The organism is Actinoplanes sp. NPDC049802, from assembly GCF_040656595.1.
In the GTDB taxonomy this organism is placed as follows: domain Bacteria; phylum Actinomycetota; class Actinomycetes; order Mycobacteriales; family Micromonosporaceae; genus Actinoplanes.
Window position 1 is genome coordinate 1 of the sequence record NZ_JBFAMR010000049.1, and the last position, 12,885, is coordinate 12,885.

12 protein-coding genes are annotated in these 12,885 nt (G+C 73.3%); 2 read left to right on the forward strand and 10 right to left on the reverse strand.

What is annotated here, in order from left to right; translation table 11 throughout:
• Window positions 1-98: 98 nt before the first annotated feature.
• From AB0I88_RS27970 to AB0I88_RS28010, 9 genes are all read right to left on the reverse strand, one after another.
• Window positions 99-749: a fasciclin domain-containing protein gene (locus AB0I88_RS27970; RefSeq protein WP_361030814.1), complete on the reverse strand. Its 651-nt coding sequence runs from the start codon at window positions 747-749 to the stop codon at window positions 99-101.
• A 231-nt stretch (window positions 750-980) separates the two neighbouring features.
• A complete protein-coding gene (locus AB0I88_RS27975) occupies window positions 981-1,736 on the reverse strand; it encodes a ZIP family zinc transporter (RefSeq protein WP_361030817.1) in 756 nt (251 codons plus the stop codon).
• A 236-nt stretch (window positions 1,737-1,972) separates the two neighbouring features.
• Window positions 1,973-2,722, reverse strand: coding sequence for a hypothetical protein (locus tag AB0I88_RS27980; RefSeq protein WP_361030820.1), 750 nt, complete (start codon window positions 2,720-2,722; stop codon window positions 1,973-1,975).
• Window positions 2,719-3,609: an ABC transporter ATP-binding protein gene (locus AB0I88_RS27985; RefSeq protein WP_361030823.1), complete on the reverse strand. Its 891-nt coding sequence runs from the start codon at window positions 3,607-3,609 to the stop codon at window positions 2,719-2,721. Before AB0I88_RS27985 ends, AB0I88_RS27980 begins: the two co-directional genes overlap by 4 nt.
• A complete protein-coding gene (locus AB0I88_RS27990) occupies window positions 3,606-3,815 on the reverse strand; it encodes a PLDc N-terminal domain-containing protein (protein ID WP_361030826.1) in 210 nt (69 codons plus the stop codon). Before AB0I88_RS27990 ends, AB0I88_RS27985 begins: the two co-directional genes overlap by 4 nt.
• A 117-nt stretch (window positions 3,816-3,932) precedes the next feature.
• Window positions 3,933-5,723 (reverse strand): glycogen debranching N-terminal domain-containing protein, encoded by a 1,791-nt coding sequence (locus tag AB0I88_RS27995; protein ID WP_361030829.1) that lies wholly within the window; start codon window positions 5,721-5,723, stop codon window positions 3,933-3,935.
• A complete protein-coding gene (locus tag AB0I88_RS28000) occupies window positions 5,720-7,027 on the reverse strand; it encodes a hypothetical protein (protein ID WP_361030832.1) in 1,308 nt (435 codons plus the stop codon). Before AB0I88_RS28000 ends, AB0I88_RS27995 begins: the two co-directional genes overlap by 4 nt.
• Before the next feature lie 94 nt (window positions 7,028-7,121).
• Window positions 7,122-7,940: a sugar phosphate isomerase/epimerase family protein gene (locus tag AB0I88_RS28005; RefSeq protein ID WP_361030835.1), complete on the reverse strand. Its 819-nt coding sequence runs from the start codon at window positions 7,938-7,940 to the stop codon at window positions 7,122-7,124.
• Window positions 7,937-8,986 (reverse strand): zinc-binding dehydrogenase, encoded by a 1,050-nt coding sequence (locus tag AB0I88_RS28010; RefSeq protein WP_361030838.1) that lies wholly within the window; start codon window positions 8,984-8,986, stop codon window positions 7,937-7,939. Before AB0I88_RS28010 ends, AB0I88_RS28005 begins: the two co-directional genes overlap by 4 nt.
• Before the next feature lie 222 nt (window positions 8,987-9,208).
• Between AB0I88_RS28010 and AB0I88_RS28015 the strand changes: the two genes are divergently transcribed.
• Window positions 9,209-10,414 carry an ROK family protein gene (locus AB0I88_RS28015; RefSeq protein ID WP_361030841.1) on the forward strand — a complete coding sequence of 402 codons (1,206 nt, stop codon included), beginning with the start codon at window positions 9,209-9,211 and terminating at the stop codon, window positions 10,412-10,414.
• A complete protein-coding gene (locus tag AB0I88_RS28020; RefSeq protein WP_361030844.1) occupies window positions 10,408-11,289 on the forward strand; it encodes a Gfo/Idh/MocA family oxidoreductase in 882 nt (293 codons plus the stop codon). The genes AB0I88_RS28015 and AB0I88_RS28020 overlap by 7 nt, the downstream gene beginning before the upstream one ends.
• Before the next feature lie 274 nt (window positions 11,290-11,563).
• Here the strand turns inward: AB0I88_RS28020 and AB0I88_RS28025 are convergent, their stop codons facing one another.
• Window positions 11,564-12,883 carry an FtsX-like permease family protein gene (locus AB0I88_RS28025; protein WP_361031001.1) on the reverse strand — a complete coding sequence of 440 codons (1,320 nt, stop codon included), beginning with the start codon at window positions 12,881-12,883 and terminating at the stop codon, window positions 11,564-11,566.
• Window positions 12,884-12,885: the final 2 nt, after the last annotated feature.

Genomic DNA, 12,885 nt, shown 5'->3' on the forward strand with positions numbered 1-12,885 from the left:
GGCCGACCGGGGTCGCGATCAGCAGACCGTGGAAGACGTCCTCGCGCTCGTCGGCGAGCACGTGATCGACCGTGCCGACCGGGCCCCACCGAGGCGGATCAGGGCAGGTTGACCGGGCGCAGCACCCGGTCGATGCCGTGCGCGATCTGCTTGTTGCCCTTGTTGATGTCGAACCGGATCACCCGCGGGTTGCGGTCACTGCGGTCGGCGTCGATCAGGGAGATCCGCTTGTGCCAGTGCCCGTACACGTTGACCTTGATGGACGAGCCGGCGGCCGTCTTCAAGCGGACGTTGTCGGCCTTCAGCGCCGCCTTGCGGTTGATCGTGGCGCCGGGGACGACGTGGTAGAGCAGCACCGATTCGACCGTGTCGATGCCGAGGCCGGCCACCGCGGTGAACGTCTTCTTCTCACCGGTCAGCCGCTTGGCCTTGGTGATGTCCTTGACCAGCAGCTGGAACGCCCGGTCGTTCGGCAGGAACGCGGTGACCGGCGTCCTGCCGTCCGCGAGCACCTTGACCGGGCTGCCCGGCTTGGCCTTCAGCACCGCCCCCACGGCGGCGGTGAGGATGTCGTAGTCGTGGCCGTTGTGGTCGAACCCGCGCTTGTCCGCGCCCAGCACCGCGGCGAGCGACCGGTTCTTCAGCGGCTTCGTGCCGTGCGCCTCGGCCGGCGCGGCGGAGAGGGCGGAGGCGACGACGGCGGCGGTCGCGACGGCGGCGGCCCTCTTGCCCAGTCGGGTGATCCTCATTCTCGTGCGTCCTTTCCGGTACGAAGGTGGTGGCTTCGGTGCCACCAACCTGTACTTCGCTCGCACCCACTCCGATGGATGCACCCGGTCGCCGAAGATCTGAGCGCGACGACATCGCCGGCAGATGCCTGCGGCAGTTCTCGATCAGGAACGACGCCACCCAGGCCGACATCTCGATGACCTGAACCCGCCCGCTGCCGGCCTCGTACGCTCACGAGGGCGGCCCCGGCGTCAGCCGCCCACCTGCGACAGGCCGAACGCCGCCAGGAACCCGGCCACGGTGATCAGGCCCACCAGCAGGTGAGCGTCCTCGAACGCCTCCGGAATCATGGTGTCGGCGACCATCGCCAGAATCGCGCCGGCCGCCAGCGCGGTGATACCCGCCAGCAGTTCGGCGGAGGCGTCACCGAGGACGGTGTAGCCGGCGACCGCGGCCAGGCCACTGATCAGCGCGATCGCGGTCCACAGACCGAACACGTACCTCGGGCTGCGGCCGGCGGCGCGCATGCCGGCCGCGCTCGACAGTCCCTCCGGAACGTTGCTGACGAACACCGCGACGATCGTCACGGCACCCGCCGAACCGCCGCTGAGCAGGCTCGCACCGATGACGATGGACTCCGGCACGCCGTCCAGCAACGCGCCGAGCGCGATCGCCGTACCCGAACCGGTCTTCTCCCGCTCCGACGGCTGCTGAGCGCCGGACCGTTTCCGATGGCGGGCGCCGCGCCGGGCCAGCAGCAGGTTGCATCCGGTGTAGATCAGCGCCCCGGCCACCGCCCCGGCCACCGTCGGCGGCATGCCGCCCTGCTCCTCGGCCTCCTCGATCAGTTCGAAGGCGACCGTCGACAGCAGCACACCGGCCCCGAACGCCATCACCGACGCCACCAGCCGGCGCGGCACCCGGGCCAGGTAGCCGATGGCGGCGCCGACCAGCAGCGCCGACCCGGCGAGCAGCCCCCACCCGCCGGCCTGCAGCCACATCGGCATCCTGAACCCCCGCCGCCCGCCGGCGACCCGGCCCGGACGGCGGTGTCACGTCTGCCGCCGGTGCCGTTCGCCACGCGAGTGTGCGGGCAGTTTACCGCCCGGCACCGTCGCTGCTCCGCCCGCCGCACAGCGCCGGGCCTGCCGGGGCGAACCGGGCGGGCCCGTCTTTCCCCCATGACGGGTCGTTGCGGCCCAGACTTCGCCCGGTGAGTGGTCACCGCGCGGGTCTACGGGGGTCAGATCTCGCGGCGGTCGCCGAGCGTGACGGCCGCGGCCAGGGCCAGCACGGTGAGGAGCAGGGTCACCGCCAGGCCGGGAAGGTAGTCGCCCGCCGACCCGCCCGCGGTGAGGTCGCCCAGAGCGCCCAGCAGCCCCGTCGGCAGCCAGGTGTCCACCCGGGCGACGCTGCCGAGGACACCGGTGAACAGCAGCAGGACGAGGGTGACCCCGGCGGCCGCCGGCACGCCGCGCACCAGCGCCGCGACCAGGGCGACCAGCGCGACGGCGAACGCGAGGAAGACCGCGCCGTACGCCGTTCCCACCAGCATCGCCCCGGTGGGCGGGCTGCCCAGCAGGACCGCCGTCTCGTACCAGGCGCAGGCGGATCCGAGCAGCAGGGCGGCGACGGCTCCGGCCACGGTCGTCCCGTAGGCGGCGAACACGATTCTGCGCACGCCGGCGACCCTGGTCCGCAGGAAGACGGCCATCTCCCGGCGGCTGTCGAACGCCAGCGCCGACGCGGCGACCAGCACCACGACGAGCAGGCCGATCTGCGACGCGTTGCCGACGAACTGGGCGATGCCGTCAGCCGGCGTGGGTTCGGGGAACTCGACCCGGACACCCTCGGTGCCGGCGGCACGCAGGATCTCGCCGATGTAACGGGCGGTCAGCGGGCCGGTGAGGCCGAAGAACGCGTACACCGCGAGCAACGCCAACAGGCGGCGGGTCCGCACCAGCCGCAGCCACTCCAGACGCCACAGTGTCAAGATGTCAGCTCCAGGAAGACGTCCTCGAGTTGGGCCTCCTGCGGGCCCAGGCTGATGACTTGCGCGCCGGCCTCGGCCAGCACGCCGGCCAGGTGGGTCTGCGCCTCGTCCAGGGTGCGCACACCGACGAGCAGGCCGCCGTCGTCGGCGCGCACGGACGTCACCCACTGTTGCCGGCGCAGCAGTGTCGCGGCCGGCTCCGCACCGGATCGCAGGCGTACGCGGTAGGCCGGGGTCGCCCGTCCGACCAGCAGTTCCTCGAGCGTGCCCTGGAAGAGCAGGCGCCCGTCGCGCAGGATGCCGATGCGGTCGCAGACCTCCTGCACGTCGGCCAGGATGTGGCTGGAGAAGATGACGGTCGCGCGCCCGCGCAGCCGGGCGATCAGATCGAGCACCTCTCTGCGGCCGGCCGGGTCGAGGGCGGACGCCGGCTCGTCGAGCAGCAGCAGTTCCGGCTCGCCGACCACGGTGGCGGCCAGGCCCAGCCGCTGGAGCATGCCGCGCGAGTAGCCGCCGACGCGGCGGTCCGCCGCCTCGGCGAGCCCGGTCTCGGCCAGCACGCTCTCGATCCGGGCGGCCCGGGTGGTGGCCTCGGACGGCGGGCGGGCCAGCCGGGCGGCCAGGGCCATGACCTCGCGGCCGGTCAGCCAGGGATCGAACTGGGGCGTGTCCGGCAGGGTGGCGACCCGGCCGGGTCCCGCGCCGAGCCGGACGGTTCCGCTGCTGGGGCGGCGCAGTCCGCAGAGGATGCCCAGCAGTGTCGTCTTGCCCGCGCCGTTCGGGCCGACGAGCCCGTAGATCGATCCGGCCGGGACCCGCAGGTCGACACCGTCCAGAGCGGCGTGTGACCCGTAGCGCTTCACCAGCGCCGACGTCTCGGCGATCATCGCGGCCGGCGGCCGACGAACAGGTAGATCAACGCCCCGAGCGGAATCGAGATCACGCAGATCAGCGCCCACGCCCACTTGGGCAGGTAGCGCACGTCGTTGTGGACGATGTCGTAGAGGCAGTACCCGACCAGGCCCAGGCCCAGCACGATGAGCGGCAGGACCGCCGCGAGAGTTGGCCCGCCGTCGGCGGCCGCGTACGTCATGCCCCGGATGGTACGAGCATCGGCCCCGGTGGTGTGCGGGCGCAGGTCACCACTTCAGCAGACCAAGGGCCGCCTTCCCGTTCCGTCGGCCGCCCCGCCTTGCCGCGAGGGCCGGTGTCACAACGTGAGCAGGAGTAACAGTGGGGCGGCGGCCGCCCACGCCTGCGGGGAGCAGGAATGCGGGTACGGCACCGGCCCGTGCCCCGGCTCGCGGGTCAGGCCGGTCATCACCTCGGGCAGCCGGTCGCCGGTGTGGGCGGCCGCGGCGATCAGGCCGTCCGCGACGATGGCCGCCTCGTCGCGCCGGCCGGCGGCGGCCAGCCCGGCCACCGCGATGGCCGTGTCGTGCGGCCACACCCCGCCGCGGTGGTAGGACATCGGGTGGTACGGGAGCTGCCCGGCGGCGAGGGTCCGGATGCCCCAGCCGGAGAAGAAGTCGTCGCCGGCCAGCCGTGCGGCCACCGTGTCCGCCCAGTCGTCGTCGAGCAGCCCGCACCACAGCAGGTGCCCGGCGTTGGACGCGGCCGTGTCGACCGCGGCGCCGGTCGCGTCGAGGGCGAGCGCCACGAATCCGTCCGGCAGCCGGAAGTCGGCGGCGAACCGGTTCCGCAGGCCGGCCGCGGTGGCGGTGAGTTCCGCCGACCAGGACGGGTCGTGCCAGAGGCGTCCGGCGAGGCGGGCGGCGCCGAGCAGCGCGCGGTAGGCGTACCCCTGTGCTTCGGCGACCGCGACGGGCCCGGCGGCCGGCGTGCCGTCGCGGAAGACGATCGAGTCTCCGGAGTCCTTCCAGCAGTGGTGCACGAGGCCGGGCAGGTCGGTGCGGTAACGCAGGTAGCCGCCGGTGAGGCCGCCCGGCCCGAGCATCCAGCTGACCGCGGCGCGGGCCGCCGGTTCGAGGCGCGCGGCCAGCCGGTCGTCGCCGGTCACGTCGTGGTAGGCGTCGAGCAGCATCAGGAACAGCGGTGTCGCGTCGACCGACCCGTAGTAGCAGGCATAGGGCACCTCGCCGAGAGTGGCGAGCTCGCCCCGCCGCGTCTCGTGGATGATCTTGCCCGGTTCCTCGGCCCGGGACTCGTCGGTGACGCGCCCCTGGCAGGCGGCCAGCGCCTGGAGCGTGCCGGCCGCCAGCTCCGGCCGGTGCCGCAACGCGAACATCGACGTCAGCAGGCTGTCACGGCCGAAGACGGTCAGAAACCAGGGCGCGCCCGCGGCGGGCAGGACGGCGCCGGGCACGCCGGGCGCTGGCATGGTCAGAGCATCGAGATCCGAAAGCCCTTGGCGTACGCAACGCGCGAGGTCGTCACGGTGCACCGTGGGAACGGGCCGGTCGGCGGACGCTCCGGCGCCGGCGGCCGGTGACGCCGTCACGACCAGCCGCAACGTCACCGGGGCGTGCGGCGGCAACCGCACCGACCAGGTGAGATGTTCGGCCGCCGGTTCCGTCTCGACGGTCGTCGCCCGGGTGAACCCGTCGCGGGCGTACGAATAGGTCACCCGCCCGCCGGAGGTCTCCGTGCCGCGGATCGCCCCGGCCTTGCCGAACGTGCGCGCCGAGCGCAGCTCGAACTGGTCGGCGAAGTCCGCCGCCACCTCGTAACCCACCTGAACCGTCTGCGGCGCGGCCGTGAGACCGGTCAGCTCCAGCGTCTCGACCAGCTCGCCGGGCCGGACCCGGCGCCGGCGGACCAGCACGTACGGCGGATCGGTGTGCCGTCCGGTGTCGTGCACGTACACGGTCGAGCCGGGATCGGCGCGCAGCACCCGCAGCGATGATCCGGGCACGTGCAGCACCAGCCGGGACAGGTGACGGCAGTCGTCGACGAAGAAGCCGTCCAGGCCGCCGGTCAGATCGGCGCCTTCGACGGTGAGCAGGCAGGTCGTCCCCGCGACGACGGTGTGCCCGGTCATCGCGCGCGGATCAGGTCGAGCACCAGCGCCGCCGTCCAGCTGAACCGGTCGGCGCCGTGCCCGGCGCCGGTCAGCGGGTCGAGGTACTCCCGGAAGCCGGCCTCGCGCACCCGGTCGAGCAGCCGCCCGCGCAGATCACCGGCGAGCGCCTCGTGCCCGTGCAGGCGCAGCCCGTGCCAGAACAGCCAGCTCGTGTTGACCCATCCCGGTCCGCGCCAGTAGTCGCCCGGTGTGTGGCCGGGGGCGGTCAGGTCGTACGAGGGCAGGGGAGTGGCCGCGCCCAGCCGGAACCGGTCGCCGAGAGCCGTCTCGACCAGCGCGCCCGCGACCGGCAGGCCCGGCACGACGAGCGGCATCAGACCCCCGATCGTGTACGACCGCAGCAGCCTGCCGGTGTGTACGTCGCGCGGGAAGAAGAAGCCGTCGTACAGGTTCGTGGTCAGGGTTTCGGTGAGCCGGGCCGCCGCCGACCGGTGCGGCCCCGGGTCCGCGCCGACCTCCCCGGCGATCGACGCGAGCGCGTGCTCGCCCGCCGCGAGCAGCGCGTTGCACAGCGGATCCTCGACCGTGAAGCCGTGCCCGCCGGCGGTGTCGGCGTATCCGGCGTCGCGATAGTCGCGGGCCAGCCGCACATACCGGCCGTAGTCGAGGTCGGTCGGCCGTTCGGCGGCCACCGCGTGGTCCAGGTCGCGGCGGGTGAACTCGGCGGACGGCACCGGCACCACCCGCGACAGCGGCTCGTCCCAGGTTGGGCTGTTGTCCATCCCCGACTCCCACGGATGCACCACGGACATCAGCCCGCTGCCGGTCAGGTCCCGGCGGGTCGTCAGGTAGCGGTGCCAGGCGACCAGGCGCGGATACATCCGCGGCAGGAAACCGCGGGCCCGGGCGGTCGCCGGGCCGGCGAGGAAGGTCAGCCAGACGGCGAGCGCGTGCGCGGGCGGCTGGACGATCCCGGACGTCGGCACCCCCGGCGTGCCGGGCACGGCCGTGGACCGCCAGAACGACGGGCCCGGGAAGTACGCGCCGGCCGGCACCGACGGATCGAACACGATGTGCGGCACCCGGCCGTCACGCCACTGCGCACCGAACAGCGCCTCCAGTTCCCGCTGTGCCCGGGCCGGCGACAGGTGCCGCTGCCCGATCGCGATGAACGCCGAATCCCAGCTCCACTGATGCGGATAGAGCCGGGCGGCGGGCACGGTGGCGTGGCGCCGCCAGTTGGCGGCGAGGATCCGGCGGGCGGCCCGGTCCAGTTCGGTGAGCGTGCCGAGGTCCGGGCCCCGGTCGAGGCAGGCCGTCACGCTGGACTCCATCGGACATGCCCTCCCGGCCTCGAGTTCGCTGTGGTGCGGCCGGTCACGGCGTGCCGCACGGGGTTCTGCGCGGTGCGGTCGGTCATACCCGGACGCCGAGGTCGTGGCGGCGCAGGAAAGCCGGGATCGCGGCGACCGCGGTGCCCGGTTCGCCGCGCAGCCGGCACTCCACGGCCAGGTGGCCGTCGTAGCCGACGGCGTCGAGGGTGCCCAGCAGCGCCGCCCAGTCCAGGTGCCCGGCGCCCGGCTGGAACCGGTTGGAGTCGCTGACCTGCACGTGACCCAGGTGGGGCGCGGCCCGCAGAAGCGCCGTCGTGGGCTCGTCCTCCTCGATGTTCATGTGGTACGTGTCGGCCAGCACCTTCAGCGAGGGCAGGCCCACGGTCTCGATCAGGTCGACGGCCTGGTCGAGACGGTTCACCATGTGGTCCTCGTACCGGTTGAGCGGCTCGAGCGCGAGGATCGCGCCCACCCGCGCGGCGTGTTCGCCCAGCTCGGCGAGCCCTTCGAGCAGGATGGCCCGGTCCTGTTCCGGGCCGCGCGGCGGCTCGAACGGCGGCAGCCGACGGGAGAACATCCCCCAAGACGCGGGGGTGCAGGCGACCGCCCCGGGCCCGCCGACCTCGGCGATCACCGACAGTTGCGACCTGAGCTGGGTGATCGCGTCACGGCGCAGATCGGCGTCGAACGCGCCGAAGAAGTGCGGCATGTCCACGCAGACCGACGGCATGGGCACGCCGTCACGGGCCGCCCGGCGCAGCTCCGGCAGCCGGTCCCGGAACGCGAAGTCCCCGCGGGCCCGCAGTTCGATGCCGTCGTAGCCGGCGTCCCGGGCGAAGGCGAACTTCTCCTGAAGGCTGCGGCCCTGCAACAGCTGTTCCTGACACGAGATCCTGATCATGGGAAAGTCAGCACCACCTGGAGCGCGTCGTACGGGTTGCGGTCGAGCATGTGATAGGCAGCCGGCGCCTCCTGGACCGGGATGACGTGGGTGACGAGCCCGGCCGGGTCGATCCGGTGATCCGAGGCGAGCCGCAGGAACGTCTGGTTGAGCCGGCTCTGGTCCCACCGGCCGGCGACGGCGGGCGGCACCCCGCCGATCTGGGAGCAGATCAGCTCGACCCGGTTGTGGTGGAATTCGTCGCCGAGCCGCAGCCCCGCGCCGTCGCCCTGGTAGAAGCCGGCCGCCACCACCCGCCCACTGACCGCGACCGATCGGATCGCCTCGTGCAGTGCCCGGTAGGAGCCGCTGATCTCGATGGCCACGTCGGCGCCGCGGCCGTCGGTGAGTTTGCGGATCTGCTGCCCGGCGGTGCCGTCGCGCGCGTCCAGGACGGTGTCGGCGCCGTATTCCAGGGCTTTCTGGAGGCGGCCGGGCACCGCGTCGACCGCGACGACGGTGCCGCCGGAGAGCCGTACCAGCCGGGTGGCGAGCAGGCCGAGCACGCCTTGGCCGAAGACGGCGACGGTCTCGCCGAGGTGGATGTCGGCGGCGAGCACCGCGTTGAGCGCGACCGCGCCGACCCGGGCGAACGTCGCGGCGATCGGGTCGAGCCCGGGCGGAACGGTACATCCGCGCAGCTTCTCGGCGGGCAGGACGGCTTCGCCGCGGTGTCCCCAGATGCCCCACACGTGCGTGCCGACGGGCGGGACGCCGGGGTCGCCGGCGATGTCGGGGGCGACCTCGACGACCTGGCCGACCTCGGAGTAGCCGAGCCCGGCGACCGGATAGCCGAATCCGCCGGAGTCCTCGACGAACATCCGCAGGTGGGGATCCCAGGTCCGGTTGAGATACGGGTTCGACCCGCGGTAGGCGGTCAGTTCGGTGCCGGCCGAGATGCCGGAGTAGGTGGTGCGTATCCGCACCTGTCCGGCGCTCAGGTCCGGGGTGGGCTCATCGATCACCTCGACCTGACGGGGTGAGGTGATCTGCACTGTCTGCGACACTCGGACATTTGACCGCATTTACTTCAGTCGTGCGGGCAGAACGCGGGAAGTTACGTCGGCCGCCGGCGCGACTTTTGCCGGGCCGCCGGGCAATAGTCGCCGCTTGCGGCGGTGAAAATGGTCGCGGTCCGCCGTGTCGGTGGCGCAGACGCTAACCGGCGTGAAAGTCTGCTTTGCCGCAGTTGTCCAGGCCAGGCGTACGAACGAGGGGGTTCACGGTCGGTGCTGACCACGAGGTGGGGCCGCGACCAGAACTCGGCCGGTCACCTGCTGTGGCTGGTGCGTACCGGGCGTGCCCGGACCCGCGGCGAGCTGCAGAGCTACACCGGTCTGTCCCGTTCGACCATCGCCCAGCGCATCGACGTGCTCCGCGCCGCCGGGTTCCTGCGTGCCCACGGTGTCGAGGAGTCCACCGGCGGCCGGCCGGCGGAGCTGCTGGAGTTCGACACCGCGCACGGCGTGGTGCTGGTCGCCGACCTCGGCGGCAACCACGCCCGGGCCGCCGTCGTCGACCTCGGCGGGCAGCCGCTGGCCGAGGAACACGAACCCATCAAGATCGGCAGCGGGCCGGAGGCGGTGCTGGGCTGGGTCGACGGCGCCTTCCACCGGGTGCTGGAGCGGGCCGGCCGCACCGCAGGCCAGGTCCGCGGCATCGGCGTCGGCGTACCCGGACCGGTCGAGTTCGACGCCGGCATGGTCACCCAGCCGCCGATCATGCCCGGCTGGGACGGCTTCCCCATCGCGCAACGGCTGCGCCGCACCTGGGACCGCCCGGTCTACGTGGACAACGACGCGAACCTGATGGCGCTGGGGGAGCAGACCGTCCACTACCCGGACTGCCCGGCGCTGGTTCTGGTGAAGGTGGCGACCGGCATCAGCGCCGGCGTGGTCATCGACGGGCAGGTCTACCGGGGCATCGACGGCGGTGCCGGCGACATCGGGCACATCCGCCTGTACGAGCACCGCGAGGCCCGCTGCGAGTGCGGCCTCTACGGCTGTCTCGCCGCGGTGGCCAGCGGACTGGCCCTGGCCCAGCGGCTCACCGCTTCCGGCACGCCCACCTCCTCGGGCGCCGAGCTCGTCGAACGGATCCGCTCCGGGCACGCCGAGGCGGTGCACCTGGCCCGGACCGCCGGCAAACTCGTCGGCGAGGTGCTGTCCACGGTGGTGTGCATGGTGAACCCCGCGGTCCTGGTCATCGCGGGCGACCTGGCCGACATCCACTTCGTCACCGGCGTGCGGGAGGTGCTCTACCAGTGCGCCCTGCCGCGTTCGACCCGTCACCTGGAGGTCAGCGCGAGCCGCCTGGGCGACCAGTCGGTGGTCATCGGCGGGCACGCGATGGTGGTCGACCAGGTCTACGCCCCAGCGGCCGTGGACACCGAACTCGCCCGGATGATGCCTACCACGGAGCCGATGACATGCTGAGATCCCCGGTGGAGGTGGGGCTGGCCGGCGCCGGGCCGTGGGCGGCCACCATGCACGGCCCGGTCCTCGCCGCCGGCCCGCAGACCCGCCTCGCAGCCGTGTGGGCCCGCCGCCCGGAAGCCGCCGCACGGCTCGCCGCACAGCTCGGCGCGTACGCCGCCGCCTCGTTCGAGGAGCTGCTCGACCGCTGTGAGGCGGTCGCCTTCGCGGTCCCTCCCGACGTGCAGGCCGCGCTGGCCCCGCGCGCCGCGCGCGCCGGCAAGGCGCTGCTGCTGGAGAAGCCGCTCGCCCTCGACCTGGCCGGGGCCCGCGAGATCGCCGGCGCCGTCGCCGAGTCCGGTGTGGTCACCCAATTGGTGCTGACCAAGCGCTATCACCGGGCCACCCGCGAGTTCCTCGCCGCGGCGGCCTCCTTCGAGACGGCAGGCGCCCGGGCCCGCTACCTGCACGGCGCTTTCCTCGCTGGTGGGATGGCGACCGGCTGGCGGCTGACCCGGGGCGCCCTCTACGACCTCGGCCCGCACCTGCTCGACCTCGCCGACACCGCTCTCGGCCCGATCGAGAGGGCCCGGGCCGCCGGTGACAGGCGCCGGTGGATCGAGCTGACCTGCCTGCACGCCGGCGGCACGGTCAGCCAGCTGTCGTTGTCCGGTGCGGTCGGCCTGCCCCGCTCGCACGCCGGGATCGAACTGTACGGTCCGGACGGGACACTGGGCCTCGACTTCGCGACGATCGACCACGGCGAGTGCTGGCCGGTGCTGCGCGCCGAGTTCGCCGCCGCCGTCCGTTCCGGAGTGCCGCACGTTCTGGACGTGCGCCGGGGCCTCTACCTGCAGGAACTGCTCGACCGGATCGACCGTGCGGACCCGTGGTGAGCCGTCGACGTCGGCACAGCACCCCCGGTCTCGTGGCGGACTCACGAGACGATGTCGGCACAGCGCCTCTCGCGGTCTCGTGGCGGGATCACCAGACCGCGAGTGGCCCTGATCACCAGACCGGGAGAGGTGCTGATCACCAGACCGGGAGAGGTGCTGATCACCAGACCGGGAGAGGTGCTGATCACCAGACCGGCGCGGTGCTGATCACCAGACCGGCGCGGTGCTGATCACCAGACCGGGAGGGGCGCTGTTGCGGCGGTTGATCAGCACGTCAGGCGGCGACCGCCACGGTCGCCGGGGTTCGCAACGTGCGGATCGCGGTGAGCAGCCCGGCGAGCCCGGCGGCCAGCGCGGCGACGGTGACGACACCCAGCCAGACCCCCGGCGTCGCGGCCGGCCGGACCGTGCCGGTGCGGACCGCGGTGAAGGCCAGGACGCCGGCGAGCGCGGCCGGGGTGCCGGCCAGGATCCCGGTGAGCACCAGCAGCAGCGCCTCGCCGCCGACCATCCGCAGCACCTGGCCCCGGGTGGCGCCGGCCAGGCGCTGCTGCCCGAACTCGCGGCGCCGGAACGCGGTCGCCGACGCGAGGCTGTTGATCAGCAGTAGGCAGCAGAACACCGCGACGATGCCGACCACCACCACGTTGAGCGTCTCCAGGTTCTTGTCCTCGGTCGACCGGGTCAGCCCGGACGCGGCGATCGCGTCGCTCTCCACCGCCTGGATGCACAGGGTGGCGGTGGCCATGCCGACGAACAGGATCAACGGCATCAGCACCCCGGTCAGTTCGTCGGCGCGGCGGCGCAGATTGAGGACGGCCAGGTGGCCACCGGCGCCGAGCAGCAGCCGTAGCGCGCCGCCGGACATCGTGGACAGCGCGCGCAGCAGGGGAGCGGAGAAGGCGGCCAGGCCCGCGGCGATCAGGATCGACCCGAACGCGGGTGCTGCCATCAGCGCCGGTTCGGTGGGCTCCATGGCGAAGGTCGCGCCGACCCCGCCGGCACCGGCGACGAGGGCGAGCGCGCCGGCGATCGTACGCGTCACGGGTCTGCGGGAGCGGGCACGCAGCGCGCGGCGCACCGCCAGCCATGCGGCACCGGCGGCCGCGAGCAGGGTGATCCCCAGGCCGGCGCCGAGCCCGATCGGCCCGAGGACGTGGTCGACGCCGGCCGCGACCTGGCCGGTCTCGTGGAAGCGGGCGACCAGCGCGCGCCCGGCGAGCAGGGCCGGGGCGATCGCGAGCAACGCACCGGCGGCCGCGACCAGCAGCGCCTCGCCGACCACCATCCGGGTGATCTGACCGGGCGTGGCCCCGGTGCGGCGCAGCAGGGCCATCTCCTCGGCGCGCTGCCGCACGGTGACCGTGAGCGTGGAGGCGATGCCGAGCAGGACCAGCAGGGTGCCGTAGCCGCCGACCACGCCGGCGGTCAGGGTGAGCGACTCGGTGCCGGCCGGGTCGGTTCCGGGCTGCCGGGCGGTGTCGTGCAGTGAATTGAACATGATCACGACGGTTGCGCCGAAGAACGCGGCGAGCAGGGTGGCGGCGAGACGTCCGGGACGCTGCCGGACCGAGCGCAGGGCGAGGACGAACATGC

Excerpts from the sequence above, each read along its gene's own strand:
- AB0I88_RS27995 (WP_361030829.1), bottom strand. The coding sequence starts at position 5,723 with ATGACCGGGCACACCGTCGTCGCGGGGACGACCTGCCTGCTCACCGTC.
- AB0I88_RS27975 (WP_361030817.1), bottom strand. The coding sequence starts at position 1,736 with ATGCCGATGTGGCTGCAGGCCGGCGGGTGGGGGCTGCTCGCCGGGTCG.
- AB0I88_RS27970 (WP_361030814.1), bottom strand. The coding sequence starts at position 749 with ATGAGGATCACCCGACTGGGCAAGAGGGCCGCCGCCGTCGCGACCGCC.
- AB0I88_RS27985 (WP_361030823.1), bottom strand. The coding sequence starts at position 3,609 with ATGATCGCCGAGACGTCGGCGCTGGTGAAGCGCTACGGGTCACACGCC.
- AB0I88_RS28020 (WP_361030844.1), top strand. The coding sequence starts at position 10,408 with ATGCTGAGATCCCCGGTGGAGGTGGGGCTGGCCGGCGCCGGGCCGTGG.
- AB0I88_RS27990 (WP_361030826.1), bottom strand. The coding sequence starts at position 3,815 with ATGACGTACGCGGCCGCCGACGGCGGGCCAACTCTCGCGGCGGTCCTG.
- AB0I88_RS28005 (WP_361030835.1), bottom strand. The coding sequence starts at position 7,940 with ATGATCAGGATCTCGTGTCAGGAACAGCTGTTGCAGGGCCGCAGCCTT.
- AB0I88_RS28025 (WP_361031001.1), bottom strand. The coding sequence starts at position 12,883 with ATGTTCGTCCTCGCCCTGCGCTCGGTCCGGCAGCGTCCCGGACGTCTC.